The 14,582-nt window shown below is 51.4% G+C and carries 11 protein-coding genes; 8 read left to right on the forward strand and 3 right to left on the reverse strand.

Annotated elements, in window-relative coordinates:
* The first annotated feature begins 102 nt into the window (after positions 1-102).
* The 4 genes from tkt (at position 103) to ACX9GU_RS04740 (ending at position 6,674) form a co-directional block, all read left to right on the forward strand.
* The gene (gene tkt, locus ACX9GU_RS04725) at positions 103-2,097 is read left to right on the forward strand and encodes a transketolase (protein WP_473193998.1); all 1,995 of its coding nucleotides are present in this window, start codon (positions 103-105) and stop codon (positions 2,095-2,097) included.
* Between the two features lie 276 nt (positions 2,098-2,373).
* Positions 2,374-3,438 (forward strand): ABC transporter substrate-binding protein, encoded by a 1,065-nt coding sequence (locus ACX9GU_RS04730; protein ID WP_473195112.1) that lies wholly within the window; start codon positions 2,374-2,376, stop codon positions 3,436-3,438.
* Between the two features lie 403 nt (positions 3,439-3,841).
* Positions 3,842-5,611, forward strand: coding sequence for an ABC transporter permease (locus ACX9GU_RS04735; RefSeq protein ID WP_473193999.1), 1,770 nt, complete (start codon positions 3,842-3,844; stop codon positions 5,609-5,611).
* A complete protein-coding gene (locus ACX9GU_RS04740; RefSeq protein WP_024485669.1) occupies positions 5,604-6,674 on the forward strand; it encodes an ABC transporter ATP-binding protein in 1,071 nt (356 codons plus the stop codon). The genes ACX9GU_RS04735 and ACX9GU_RS04740 overlap by 8 nt, the downstream gene beginning before the upstream one ends.
* Before the next feature lie 85 nt (positions 6,675-6,759).
* Here ACX9GU_RS04740 and ACX9GU_RS04745 read toward each other — a convergent pair whose 3' ends face one another.
* The 3 genes from ACX9GU_RS04745 to ACX9GU_RS04755 all read right to left on the reverse strand — a co-directional run bounded on the left by ACX9GU_RS04745 (position 6,760) and on the right by ACX9GU_RS04755 (position 8,958).
* Positions 6,760-7,365: a helix-turn-helix transcriptional regulator gene (locus ACX9GU_RS04745; protein ID WP_473194000.1), complete on the reverse strand. Its 606-nt coding sequence runs from the start codon at positions 7,363-7,365 to the stop codon at positions 6,760-6,762.
* 303 nt (positions 7,366-7,668) lie between these two features.
* Positions 7,669-8,148: a hypothetical protein gene (locus ACX9GU_RS04750; RefSeq protein WP_473194001.1), complete on the reverse strand. Its 480-nt coding sequence runs from the start codon at positions 8,146-8,148 to the stop codon at positions 7,669-7,671.
* Between the two features lie 6 nt (positions 8,149-8,154).
* Complete coding sequence (locus ACX9GU_RS04755; protein WP_473194002.1) at positions 8,155-8,958, reverse strand: winged helix-turn-helix domain-containing protein; 804 nt, start codon at positions 8,956-8,958, stop codon at positions 8,155-8,157.
* A 419-nt stretch (positions 8,959-9,377) separates the two neighbouring features.
* On the opposite strand from ACX9GU_RS04755, the gene ACX9GU_RS04760 reads away from it, so the two are divergent.
* The 4 genes from ACX9GU_RS04760 (at position 9,378) to ACX9GU_RS04775 (ending at position 14,559) form a co-directional block, all read left to right on the forward strand.
* Positions 9,378-9,935, forward strand: coding sequence for a fimbrial protein (locus tag ACX9GU_RS04760; RefSeq protein WP_473194003.1), 558 nt, complete (start codon positions 9,378-9,380; stop codon positions 9,933-9,935).
* Positions 9,936-10,070: 135 nt separating this feature from the next.
* Positions 10,071-12,602 (forward strand): fimbria/pilus outer membrane usher protein, encoded by a 2,532-nt coding sequence (locus tag ACX9GU_RS04765; RefSeq protein WP_473194004.1) that lies wholly within the window; start codon positions 10,071-10,073, stop codon positions 12,600-12,602.
* Complete coding sequence (locus ACX9GU_RS04770; RefSeq protein WP_473194005.1) at positions 12,599-13,324, forward strand: fimbrial biogenesis chaperone; 726 nt, start codon at positions 12,599-12,601, stop codon at positions 13,322-13,324. Before ACX9GU_RS04765 ends, ACX9GU_RS04770 begins: the two co-directional genes overlap by 4 nt.
* The gene (locus ACX9GU_RS04775) at positions 13,321-14,559 is read left to right on the forward strand and encodes a hypothetical protein (RefSeq protein WP_473194006.1); all 1,239 of its coding nucleotides are present in this window, start codon (positions 13,321-13,323) and stop codon (positions 14,557-14,559) included. The genes ACX9GU_RS04770 and ACX9GU_RS04775 overlap by 4 nt, the downstream gene beginning before the upstream one ends.
* Positions 14,560-14,582: the final 23 nt, after the last annotated feature.

The following is a 14,582-nucleotide window of genomic DNA, read 5'->3' on the forward strand; positions in this document are numbered from 1 at the left end:
TGATGAACTCGCTCTCATTCGGTATTAGGGATTGCTGTTTCAATGCCGAGTCTGAGAAAATAGAAATCTTGATCGCTTTTTTAATCCGACCTGGAGTAAAACATGTCCTCTCGTAAAGAGCTTGCCAACGCCATCCGCGCACTCAGTATGGACGCCGTTCAAAAAGCAAATTCCGGCCACCCGGGCGCCCCTATGGGCATGGCTGATATCGCCGAAGTCCTGTGGCGTGACTACCTGAACCACAACCCTACCAACCCGCACTGGGCTGACCGTGACCGCTTCGTGCTGTCTAACGGCCATGGCTCAATGCTGATTTATAGCCTGTTGCACCTCACCGGTTACGATCTGCCGATGAGCGAGCTGGAAAACTTCCGCCAGCTGCATTCCAAAACTCCGGGTCACCCAGAATATGGTTATACCCCAGGCGTAGAAACCACCACCGGTCCGCTGGGCCAGGGGATCGCCAACGCGATCGGTTTCGCCATTGCCGAACGTACGCTGGCCGCTCAGTTCAACCGCCCGGGCCACGACATTGTTGACCACCACACCTATGCCTTTATGGGCGATGGTTGCATGATGGAAGGCATCTCTCACGAAGTTTGTTCCCTGGCTGGTACCATGAAGCTGGGCAAACTGACTGCGTTCTATGATGACAACGGTATCTCCATCGACGGCCACGTAGAAGGCTGGTTCACCGACGATACCGCCAAGCGTTTCGAAGCCTATGGCTGGCACGTGGTGCGTGGCGTTGACGGCCACAACAGCGACTCTATCAAAGCCGCGATCGAAGAAGCCCATAAGGTCACTGACAAACCTTCCCTGCTGATGTGCAAAACCGTGATTGGCTTCGGTTCACCACACAAAGCAGGCACCCATGATTCCCACGGTGCTCCACTGGGCGCAGCCGAAGTTGCGGCTACCCGTGAAGCTCTGGGCTGGAAATACGCCGCCTTCGAAATCCCGCAGGACATTTATGCCCAGTGGGATGCCAAAGAAGCTGGTAAGGCTAAAGAAGCCGCCTGGAACGAGAAACTGGCCGCTTATACCAAAGCCTTCCCGGAACTGGCCGCAGAGTTCAAACGCCGCACCAGCGGTGAACTGCCAGCCAACTGGAAAGCGGAAGCGAAGAAATTCGTTGAGCAGTTGCAGGCTAACCCAGCCAACATCGCCAGCCGTAAGGCATCACAGAACTCACTGGAAGCCTTCGGCAAACTGCTGCCTGAATTCCTCGGCGGTTCTGCGGACCTGGCACCAAGCAACCTGACCATGTGGTCCGGCTCCAAGTCTCTGGGTGACGATCTGGCAGGTAACTACATCCATTACGGCGTGCGCGAATTCGGCATGACCGCCATCACCAACGGTATCGCGCTGCACGGTGGTTTCCTGCCGTACTCTGCAACCTTCCTGATGTTCGTGGAATATGCCCGTAACGCGGTGCGTATGGCTGCGCTGATGAAAATCCGCAACGTGTTCGTCTACACCCACGACTCTATCGGTCTGGGTGAAGATGGCCCGACGCACCAGCCGGTTGAGCAGTTGGCCAGCCTGCGTGTGACCCCGAACATGAGCACCTGGCGCCCTTGTGACCAGGTTGAGTCGGCTGTTGCCTGGCAGTACGGCATCGAGCGCAATGATGGCCCGACCACGCTGGTGTTCTCCCGTCAGAACCTGACTCAGCAGCCACGTACCGCCGAGCAGTTGGCGAACGTTTATCGCGGTGGCTATGTGCTGAAAGGCTGCGCAGGTACGCCGGACGTGATCCTGATTGCGACCGGTTCTGAAGTGGGCATCACCGTTGAAGCTGCCGACAAGCTGACCGCCGAAGGGCGTAAAGTGCGCGTAGTATCCATGCCGTCTACTGACGCCTTCGACAAGCAGGACGCGGCCTACCGTGAATCTGTGCTGCCAGCGGCAGTTTCTGCTCGCGTAGCGGTGGAAGCGGGTATCGCGGATTACTGGTACAAGTATGTTGGCCTGAACGGCGCTATCGTGGGCATGACCACCTTCGGTGAGTCTGCTCCGGCAGAGCTGTTGTTCAAAGAGTTCGGCTTCACCGTCGACAATGTGGTAGCCAAGGCTAACGCGCTGTTGAAATAACGACTGAGCTTTAACTGTACGAGGGGCGAATATTCGCCCCTTATTTTTTGACTCCCCGCCAACCACCTCTCTCCGTCCACAGCCCAGGCAACATTAAGAAATCCTTAATGATTGGATAATCATGGCTGAAGCTGTCGAAAAATTGCCCACCATCACAAAACAGCAACATAGCGAATTAACGGCGTTGCTTAACCCCTGTCATTGGCGATATGTTAATTTTTGGTTTTACAAATGTAACCAGGAGTTAATGATATGTTTTTGAAGATTGGCGTATCCATGGCGACAGCGGCCGTCTTGATCTCTGCTCCGGCTTTCGCCCAGTTCCCGGCAGGCTACCCGGCCGATTATCAAAAGATTGTCGATGCGGCGAAAAAAGAAGGCAAGGTGGTGGTTTATTCCACCACGGATACCAAAGCCGCGGGGCCACTGATCCAGGGATTTGAAGCGCTGTATCCTGGCATCAAAGTCGAATACAACGATATGAACAGCACCGAGCTGTATAACCGCTATATCAGCGAGCAGGCGGCTGGGGGCACCAGTGGTGACGTGGTGTGGAGTTCTTCCATGGATACCGCGCTGAAGCTGGCCACCGACTATGCGCTGGAATATGCCTCGCCAGAGCTGGGGCAACTGCCTAAATGGGCCGTGTGGAAAGATAAGGCCTATGGCACGACTTATGAGCCGGTGGTGTTTATCTACAACAAGCGCCTGATCCCGCAGGGTGAGGTGCCAGACTCCCATGCTGCGCTGGCTAAGCTGATTGCCAGCCAGCCGGATAAATTCAAAAAGAAAGTCACTACCTATGACATTGAGAAGTCGGGCCTGGGCTTCATGCTCTCGGTGCAAGACTTCAAGGCCGATCCAAACTACTTCGCTACCTTGGCCGATATCGCCAAGGGCGGTTTGGCCGTGCAGTCTTCCACCGGCACCATGATGGAAAGGGTCTCGTCAGGCGAAAACCTGATTGGCTTTAATATCCTGGGGTCCTATGCCGAGGCGCGAGCCAAAACCGATCCTTCACTCGGTATCTCGTATCCCAAAGACTACACGCTGGTGTTGTCACGCGTGACCTTTATCAGCCAGGAAGCGGCCAACAGCAACGCGGCCAAACTGTGGGTGAACTACGTGCTGTCTGAGCAAGGGCAGAACATCCTGGCCAACAAGGCGGATATCCCCTCCATCCGCAACGATATCGAAGGCAAGAACGACATCGATGGCATGACGCAGATGTTGGGCAAGGCGTTGAAACCGATCCCGGTGGACGAAAGCCTGCTGGAATATCTGGAACCTGCCAAACGCCTGGACTACATCAAACAGTGGCGTACCGCCGCCGCGAAGTGATGACGGGAGGCCCCCTCACCCCAACCCTCTCCCACAGGGAGAGGGAGCTGGTACGGTGTTGTAGGTGGGTTCAGAAGCCAATCTGTGGCACGGGCAAATCTAGTCCTTCTCCTCAAAAAGGAGAGGAAACCCGTTCGGTGTCATGTTCAGTCTCAGAAGTGAAAAGGTGGCACATTCAGTCCCCTCTCCATGTGGGAGAGAAGTTAATCTGTAACAGGATTAATGCTTGGGGCGGGTGCCGTGATTGAGTTGTGGCACATTCAGTCCCCTCTCCCTGTGGGAGAGGGTTAGGGTGAGGGGAAATGCACAGAGCTACACTCTCCTGCGTTCTCCTTCAGCATGAACAGGGAACTCTACCCCGGTGCATCTCAGGATGCAGGGGATATCACCATCGGGACAGTCTATGAAAGCATTGCGCAACAAGTGGCAGAGTCTGCCGCGCGGCTTGGTGGTGCTGATAACCGCGCTGGTTATCTATGTACCACTGTCGTTTATCGTGATCCAAAGCTTCCTTTCCGCACCGTTTTTCTCGCCTTCCAAGGTGTTCAGCCTTGAGGCATTCCGCTTTATCTTTACCGACCCGGATTTCTACAAAGCGCTGAAAAGTGGGTTTATTCTGGCATTTGGTCTGGTGGTCATCTCCATTCCGTTAGGCGGTGTGCTGGCGTTCTTGATGGTAAGAACCGATCTGCCGGGCCGCCGCTTTATTGAACCGCTGATCCTGGTGCCGATCTTCGTCTCGCCGATGGTGTTGGGCTTTGGCTACGTGGTGGCCGCCGGGCCGGTCGGTTTCTTCTCGCTGTGGGCGGAATCCTTGCTGGGTTTTGTGCCCTGGAATATCTATGCGATGGGCAGCATCGTGGTGATCGCCGGGCTGACGCACGTTCCCCACGCTTATCTCTATATTTCATCGGCGCTGCGCAGCGTCGGCTCGGATGTCGAAGAGGCAGCCCGCACCGCAGGGGCTTCTCCGCTACAGGTGATGACCGCCGTCAGCTTGCCTATGGTACGCCCGTCGATCCTGTATGCCAGCGTGTTGCTGTTCTTCCTGGGGCTGGAAGTGTTTGGGCTGATGCTGGTGCTGGGCGATCCGGAAGGCAACCTGGTGCTGGCGACTTACCTGTATCAACTGACCAACAAGCTGGGCACGCCGTCTTACCATCTGATGGCGGCGGTGGCGGTGGTGTTGATCTGCATTACCATTCCGCTGGTGATGCTGCAACGGCGTCTGATGCGTACCGCCAACCGCTTTGTCACGGTCAAGGGAAAAGCCTCACAGGCCCGTGCGTTGCCCTTGGGTAAATGGCGCTGGGTCGCCGGTGGCGTGGTGGTCTTGTGGCTTACCGTTACCATCGGTGTTCCGCTGGTGGGCGTGGTGCTGCGTGCCTTTATCTCCAACTGGGGCGTCGGGGTTTCCATTTGGGATGAGCTGTCGATCAACACCTTCCGCACCATTTGGCAGCAACCCAACCTGCTGCGGGCGATTGTCAACTCGATGGCGATCGGGGTATTCGGTGGTGCGCTGGCGGTGGTGTGTTATCTGTTTATCGGCATTGCGATGCACCGTAAACCTGACGGCGTGACCCGTTTTCTGGATTACAGCGTGCTGGTACCGCGCGCGGTGCCTGGCTTGCTGGCAGGTTTGGCATTCCTGTGGGTGTTCTTGTTCCTGCCGATGTGGCTGGATAAGTCGCTAAAAGCCGGATGGCTCTCCGCGCTGCCGATCGCCGAATGGCTACGCGAAAACCTGGTGGTGTGGCTACGCTCCCTGCGCAGCACCATCTTCAGCGTCTGGCTGGCTTATACCGTGGTGTGGATGGCTTATGGCTTACGGCTAATCTCGTCAACGCTGTTGCAGGTTGCGCCAGAATTGGAAGAAGCCGCACGTAGTACCGGTGCCTCTCGTGGCCAGATCACGCGCCATGTGACGATCCCGCTCTCCCGCTATGGCCTGATTGGCTCCTGGCTGCTGATGTTCCTGATCTTCGAACGGGAATATTCCACCGGGGTCTATCTGCTGTCACCGGGTACGGAAACCATAGGTTCCATGTTGGTTTCCCTGTGGGCGGCGGGGGCGATTGATATTGTCGCCGCGCTCTCTTTTATTAACATCCTTCTGGTCGTGTTAGGACTAGGGATTGCCCTGCGATTTGGAGTGAAAATACATGATTGAGCTTTCGGTAGATAACCTGCACCTGACCTACGGCGATAACCCGGTATTGAAGGGCGTTTCCATGCAGCTCAAACGGGGGGAGGTGGTTTCACTACTCGGGCCGTCGGGCAGTGGTAAAACCACCTTGCTGCGCGCGGTAGCCGGGTTGGAAAAACCCACCCAGGGGAAAATCGTCATTGGCAACAATACCGTCTATGACGGCACGGCGCGCAGCGAGATCCCGGCGGAAGAACGTAATCTGGGCCTGGTGTTTCAATCCTATGCGTTATGGCCCCACAAAACCGTGTTTGATAACGTGGCCTATCCGCTGAAATTACGCAAAACGCCTGCGGCGGAAGTTACTCAGCGTGTACAAGCGGTACTCGAACAGCTCGGTCTGGGGCAGTTGGGTAAGCGTCATCCCCATCAGCTCTCCGGTGGTCAGCAGCAGCGCGTGGCGATTGGCCGTGCGCTGGTCTATAACCCGCCGGTGATCTTGCTGGATGAACCGCTATCTAACCTGGACGCCAAGCTGCGCGAGGAAGCACGGGTGTTCCTGCGTGAGCTGATCATCAAACTGGGCCTTTCTGCGCTGATGGTAACCCACGACCAGAACGAAGCGATGGCGATTTCCGACCGCATCTTGCTGCTCAATAACGGCAAGATTGAACAGCAGGGCACGCCACAGGAAATGTATGGCTCGCCAGCCACGCTGTTCACCGCCGAATTTATGGGCAGCAACAACCGTCTGTTTGGCAAGGTGACGGAGATCCGTGAAGGCAACGCGCGGATCGAAGGTAAAGACTGGGTGCTGTGGGGCAAGGCCGGGGCTGGGTTAACCACCGGGCAGGAAGCAACGGCGGTGATCCGCGTTGAGCGCGTTCGCTTGGGGGAAGATCCGCAAGGCAATCAGATCGCGTTACCCCTGCTGACCAGCATGTACCTGGGTGATCGTTGGGAGTATTTGTTCCGTACTGTGGCGGAAGATTTTGTGGTTCGCGCCTATGGTACAGAAGTCCGTGGCCAAGAGATGTGTACGCTGTCTCTGCCCGCCGAACATCTGTGGATTTTCCCCAAGGTATAGCTAGGGGTTGATAACGCAGGGCGCAGAGATCGCCCTGCGGACAAAGAGATGCACTCAGCAGTGCAACTACCTGACCCGCTTGCAATTACTGGCTCAGGTTTAAAGTTAAACCGCTGTGCAGCAGCCAGTGAAACAATTCACTGTTGCGGGTGAAGTTCAGTTTATGCATTGCTGAGCGTTTATGTGAGTGCACGGTTTTCACTTTCAGTTGCAGAATACACGCCGCCTGAGACTGGCTCATCCCTTGCCGCAGATAATACAAAACCTGGCGTTCCCGTTCGCTCAGGCTTTGGCGATGGCAGGCTGGGCAACGCTGCGCCCTTTCTTGTGGCAGAGAGTTGAACTGCATGGCCAGTTTTACCCTCCCCAGTATGTCGTCGATACTTTGGTTACGGTATAGCGTACTACTCTTGGCGATGCAGCGGATAGGCGGAGTAAACTGCCTTTCAGCTTTATCACGTATCACAAAATAGAGCGGTTGAGGTGCGTCAGCAGGCAGGCGCCGACAGATGTCGGTTTTTTCACCCTGATACAGCGCCTGAAAAATGATGTCTGGCCTCTTATTGGAGTAACCGCTAAAAAAGTCAACTGGAGTGCGTATATCGGTAAAGTATTCAATCAGTGCGTACTGCAGACCCGCTAAGAAGTAACTATTGTGATCGTTTAATGAGATGGATACCTTGTCCTTCATGGTCAAACTCCATTTAATGTTGTGTCGTTTTCAGCAACTACCGCGAAGATCGTGTGGGTGCTATAAAAGCAATGCGTTAGCTATGGGGGATAACTTTTCTGCATAATATGTTATATAAATTATTTTGATGTGCCAAATTAACTGACTTAAGCTCAATATATTGGTTTTTAATCTTGAGGATTTAATCTTTTCTGGCCGGTTGCTGGGTTAGTGTAGTTTTTCATGGCATAGCATTAGACTTTTATACTATGCCATTTACCGCTCAAGAATGGGGAGGCTAAGTGGCGGGATTAATATGCAGTGTTAGTCCTGCTTTATGCAGACCAGGAACGGATTGCTGAACCCCCGAATTAATAATGCGTTGTGGAATAATGGCACGACTTCCGTATAAACATCAACGAGTTCAATCTCCGGCATGACATAATTTCGCCAAATGTTGTCCGGCGTGTTGTCGGCGGGATGGACTTGTTCATGAGTGAATTGGACATTATTACCCCTATTTATTTCTGATGGCGTGATGGAGAAGGCGATGTTGCGATCCAGCAGATAGCGGGTGTCATTTTCTTTGACCGAACCGGTGATGTAAAACATGCCGGATTTTGATGAGGAAAATAGGATGGTAGCACTTGCCTTCAGCACAATATTACTTTTTGCTTTCACCTGCAGCGACACTTGCTGAGTGTCACAGCGGAAGGGTTTTCTACTTTGATGATGGGTGGTGTAGTACACCAGACAAATCAATAGGACGGTAAAGAGTAACGCTGCGCCAATAATTTTTTTCATTTCAGTTTACTCAACGGTTTTAAATATTTTGCAATGCTGATAATCGCCTTCAGTCGGGTCTTTTTGACAGGCGGCCAGAAAAGTTATCTTCAAGAGTTCGTTATCGGGGCGCTCTTCAGTATAAAAAATGTCTTGTCTGACCAGGTCGCAATCCAGTTTTTCTGACTCCAATATCTTTTTTGCCCTGAACTCTGAGCCGGGGACGGGGTCTTTTCTGATGGAATAAATATCACATTGTTTATAGGAACCCATCAACTTGAACTGGGTTACTGGTGGCCAAAGTAGTAAACCCAGGCCGATGATGATACCCAATACAATCACCAAAGTAACGATAGGGGTTACCATGGTTTTTTTAATTAATTTTTCTGGCATGACCAGTGGCAGAGGGCTAACGGTTTCTGTCTGTTTAACCACCACCACTTTCTCTGGTTTCGTTGCCACCGGCTCCACTTTTTTTATTTTGGCATCGGCTTCTTGTTTGGGAGCAGGATGTATATCTGCCTCCATTCTAAACCCTACTCTAGGCAGGGTTATAATGATGGGTTTCTCTATCCCCAGGCTAACAAAAGATTTCCTCAAATCACTGATGCAGTTGTTCAAGCTGGCGTTGGAAGGGGGAAAACCATAATCCTCCCACGCATTCTTCAGTAACGAGTCACGGGATAAGTTATCCCCACTGTTTTTGATAAATTCATTAAGCACGCGGCAAGAGGGTTTTGAGAGTTCAATCGCCGTCTGATTATTATTATTTAACGCGAGTGTTCGATGCTCTGGATCGTAGACAACGATTAAGTTTATGGTGTATTTCATTTGGTAATCAACGCCCTGACTGCTGTTTGTGTGATGATTTTTCTGATTAGGAATAATCTCGATTTTTAAATTTAGGAGAAATCTAAGTTAAGTGTACATAGCGAGTCAAGTGTGAATTAAGAATTAATTTTTCACTGCTGATCCTGTTGATTTTGAGTAAGTTATAAATGTTGTCCGGTGACTATTATTTAACTTAACTTGGTTTTTAATGTTAATCAGGTAAATTTTTTAGATTTAAAATCTAATATTTTGCTTATCTTTAGATTAATTTGCTGTTTATGGGGTTTGTCCATAGTATTTATCGGGTCGCCGACAGAGGGACATCAGCCGTTAGGCCAGGCCCTCAACGTATAAGGTAATGCGATATTCAAGAGCGGCGGCAACAATAGTATAGGAAAACTTCTCAAGGAATTTATGCAATGAAAATGAAACTTCGCACATTTGCTCTGACCACGCTGGCATCTGCAATGTTATCAGGTTACACCTTCGCTGATGTTCCTCCGGGTTCTCAGGGGAACGGTGAAATCATGTTTAAAGGCTCTGTTATCCAAGCGCCTTGCGGCTTGGCTCCTGGCCAGGATGGTGACAACCAGAACATCAATCTGGGCCAAATTGCCGATGCACAGTTGAAGACCGTCGGTTACAGCGCACCGAAAGAGTTCAAAATCAAACTGATTGGCTGCAGCTTTGATCCTGCGGCAACGGCAGAAACCAAGGTTAACGTGCGCTTTGACGGTATGTCTGTCGGCGCTGCCAACGGCTTCCTGGGCGTAAGCGGTGATGCCAAAGGTGTGGCAATTCGCTTGCTGGATGCGGCCAACAAGCACATCAAAATCGGTGCTGTCTCAGACAACTACAGCCTGCGTTCTGGGGATAACACCCTGCAATTCTCCGCTCAGGTTGTGGCGTTGGATGGCCAGGATATTGTGGCTGGTACCTACGATGCGATGACCAACTTCTCTCTGACCTATCTCTAAGCTTTAGCACTTTAGAGTAATACCCCAGTGCCAAATTACCGCAGAGAAAGGTAATTTGGTGCTGTCTCCTATTTAGAGAGGGCATTCACTGACAGGCCCCGTTCCACGTTGTTGCCTTAATGGGTTAATATAATTATGGATGATAAGAAGAAATACTCATTTATTTCTACCGTTATTCTTTGCCTTATCGCGGTGGACTCGGCCAGAGCCGATGGTGATAACATTGAGTTTGAAACCAGAGCGCTTGAATTGCGTGATAATAACAATATTAATCTGAGTAACTTTTCTCGCCCTGATTATATTCCTGAAGGGATTTATCCCCTGTCTTTAAAAGTCAACGATCGGGTTATCACCAGTGATAGCTTTAGCGTTATCACTCTGGATGGCAAGAGCCAGATCTGTTTTACCTCTAAGACGATAGATCAATTCGGCTTTAAAGAATCGCCATTGGCAGAACTTATCAAACGTGCTGCGCCTGGCAAAGCGAATTGCCTTTTGATTGCTGGTTATAAAGGGATCACTGCCCGTATCGATCGCGGCAAGAGCGAGCTATTGGTGAGCATTCCCCAGGCGTTGCTCAAGTACAGCGATCCGGACTGGACGCCACCGGCACAGTGGGACGATGGTATTCCCGGCGTGTTGTTTGACTACACGTTGAGCGGCAATAAGTATCAGGGCCGTAATACCAGCAATAGTGCGTTTTCCAGTTACGGTACTCTTGGTGCGAATTATCAAGGCTGGCGCTTGAGAAGTAACTACCAGGCGTCGTTGTACAGCAGTGGTTATGGCGATGATCAACGCCAATTAACCACGACGACCGTTTATGCCGCTCGTGCACTGAAAGAGGCAGGGGCGAATCTGACGATCGGTAAAAACTATCTCCAATCCGACGTTTTTGATTCGATCAATTACACTGGGGTGGCGGTCGTCAGCGATGACCGTATGTTGCCTCCGGCGCTACGTGGCTACGCCCCGCAATTGACAGGCGTTGCCAATAGTAATGCCCGTATCACCGTAACGCGCGGTGACAGCATTATCTATGAAAAGATGGTTCCACCAGGTGAATTCGTTATCCAGGATCTCACAGATGCTACCTCTGGCCAGTTAAAAATGACCATCCGTGAGGAAAATGGCGAAGAACGGGTTTCTACCATAGAAACGTCGAACGTGCCTTTTCTTACCCGCTCAGGCCATATTCGTTATAAAGGAATGGTGGGGCAAATGAACCAGACCAATGGTTCGATCAAACCGTTATTGGCGACCGGTGAGGCTTCCGTTGGTGTTTTCTCCGGCGGCTCGGCGTTTGGTGGCGTATTGCTAACGGATGAGAATTATTACGCCCTCAACGGGGGTATTGGCTATGACATGAATACTTTGGGGGCGATATCCGTCGATATGACGCACGCCAGTTCTCAGTTGGATCATCAAACCCTGAAGGGCGAGAGCTACCGTTTTAATTATTCCAAAGTGTTCGACAGTATCGACAGCCAGATCACCTTTGCCGGTTACCGCTTCTCAGAGAAGAACTATCTCTCGTTAGATAACTTTGTGGCGATGAAGGTGTCACCTGATTTCACCTCCACCAACAAGGAAAGTTATAACCTGGTTGCCAGCAAGAACTTCCGTGATTTAGGGATATCGGTCAACGCCATCTATAACCGTCAAACCTATTGGCAGGACGTTTCTGATAGCAACAGCTATGGCCTGAGCGTCGCCAAATCTTTTGATATTGGTAGCCTGAAAAACGTCAATGCCTACGTCTCGCTTAACCGTACTGAGTATAAAACCAGCTTTGTGTCGCAAGAGCAGAAAAATAACAACACCGTGTATTTCAGCTTGAGCATACCGCTAAGCTCGCAATCTTATCTCAGTACTGCGATGCGGGTCAGCAATGGCAACGTTTCTCCAAGTGCCACTTACACCAATAATTCAGACCTTGAAAATACCTGGTCAATCGGCAGTAGTTCTTCGGGATCTCTGAGCAACAGCAATCTGAATGGCAATATGGCGATGAACCGCGATGCATATACCGCGACGTTAAACACCTCTATGAGCAGCAAAGACTACTATTTGGGGGGCAGTATCAAATCGGGTATTACCGCTACCGAGCACGGCACTGCTGTACACCGTGATGGCTATGCTGGCAATACCCGCTTGATGGTTGATACCGGCGGGATTGGGGGCGTTTATGTCGGTGGCCGGGGGAATAACAACGCGGTGCCAACCAATGCCAACGGTATCGCGGTGATCAACAACGTGCCTGACTATTACCGCACCAACTACACCATCGATACCAACCTGTTACCCGATGATGTCGAGAGCACCAACCCTAATATTCAAATGGTATTGACCGAGGGGGCGATCGGTTATCGCAAGTTGAACGTCTATCGCGGCATCAAGGCATTGATTAAATTGACTGACCCGCAAGGCCGGGCCATTCCTTTTGGTAGCACGGTGGAAGAAAACCGGGATCGGCGTCAGGTCGGCGTGGTCGGCGAAAATGGTGAAACCTATATTTCCGGCATTGGTGCGCAGGCTCATCTGAGCGTGCTGGATAGCGACGGCCAGCGTTGCCTGTTTACTCTTCCAGCCCAAGGGCTTTCTTTATCTTCTGCTTTGCCGATCGTTTGCCGTATTGATTCATCCTCTCAAGGAACTTCACAATGATGCATAAATCACTTTCCGCTGGCTTGGTCAGCGGGCTGCTGTTTCTGTTTGCCGGTACGGCACAGGCGGCAATTTCTATTGACCGGACCCGAGTCATTCTATTAGGAGATGAGAAGTCATCTCCGGTAAATGTCATCAACCACAGTAAAACATTGCCCTATCTGGCACAAACCTGGCTGGAGAATGAAGCGGGTGAGAAAATCAGCTCGCCATTAACCGCGCTCCCACCATTGCAGCGGGTAGAGAAAGACAGCACCGTGCAGATACGCGTAACTCCCCTTGAGGGGGCCGCCAGCCTACCGCAGGACCGGGAGTCGCTGTTTTTCTTCGTTTTGCAGGAGATCCCACCCAAGTCGGATAAGGCCAATGCGATCCAACTAGCGCTGCGCATCAAGGTTAAAGTCTTTTATCGCCCAGCCTCCCTGAAGCCGTTGGCCGAGAAGGTGTGGCAGGAAGAGGTCCGCCTGGAGCCTGGCAGCCAAGGTTTGAAGCTGGTCAATCCCACACCGTTTTTTGTCATTCTGCCTGAGGTGATGGCGGGGAAACGTACGCTGTTGGCAGAAGATGAAGCTATTACTCTCAGACCGAAAAGTGAAGTCACGCTGCCTGGCATTAAGCCGCAAACGCAGAAGATAGCGCTCAAATATATCAATGATTATGGTGCCTATCAGCCGCTGAATTACAGCTGTACGGCGACAACCTGTGTGCGGGATAAATCATGATGGAAAAATGTCGATTTTCTACCTTACAGAGGAAGATAAAATATTTGCTGACGGTAGTCTTGTTGGCACTTTGCTCCCTGATAAATACGGCGTTGGCGTCTGGGGATATGATGGTCTGCGATTGGACAGACCTGAACGGCAAGTTTGTCAGGCTAACGAGTGGCAGCTTCCGTGATGTTATAGAACCCTTTATAGAATGGAAAAGTGAGAAGTACGACTGTGATAAAGAAGGGGACTGCTCTTATCGCTACTATTGGAATATCCCCAACCGCACTTATACGGTAACCGCCTCGGCCGCCGTAAGGTGTATTAATGTGGGGAATGAGGCCGGGCCAATCAGGTTTTCTTTTGAGAAGGCATTCACCTATAAACCCACTTACTACCAAAATTTGACCATGCGTATTACAGGTGCGGGTTCACTCTCCCTAACCGGTTTGGAGAATATTGGGGAGGGAACCATCAGAAATTGGTCCGATGGCACCTTGGCGCCCTGCACGAAAGACTGTTTCAGTGTGGATACTGGTTGGCCGCGATATTACAAGACGCTCACGTTCACCTTTACGGTGCGGCCGATCAAGAGCAAGGTTGATTATGGCCCAATCCCTAACTTTGATGGCATTAATTTGTTAGGCGATATCTGGATACATACCAGCAGAGACGATCCAAGTTCGAGCTATTACGGCTATAACACCGGTGTTCCGAGTATCTGTGGGTTGATGAATTCGGATATGAGTGGTTGCAGACCGTCCAGTGGCGGTGGTGGAGCAGGGCCGATTAAACCGCCGATCCCGGCGTGCACGTTGACCATCACCACCCCTGGCGTTGTCGAATTTCAGCCGATCTCGTCTGACGATTTGAGCCGTAACAGAGTCAGAATGGAAGACTTTACGTTAACCGCCACCAAGGGTCCGGTTCAGTCACAGACCTGCATTGGTAGCACCTATAACTTGCCTGGCACGATTAAAACTGAGGGGGGGTATTCTATCAGCAGTACCTTTTGGGGCATTAATCATTCCAGTGGTTCGCCACAGGGGATTGGCTTGAAACTCTTTGATCTGGATAAAGGTAGTTATCTACAGTTCAATCATACCTACCCGTCATTTATCGCCAATATTTCGAGTATGAGCGAAACCAAAAGGATCCGCGCCGAGATTGCGGCTACCACTAATGATCTGAAAAGGATCAAGGATGGAGAATATAGCCAGGTATTGATTTTTGAAGTCAAGATGCCTTGATTGCGAACGAGGGGCCTTTGGTT

The organism is Serratia sp. K1WW1, assembly GCF_055790865.1.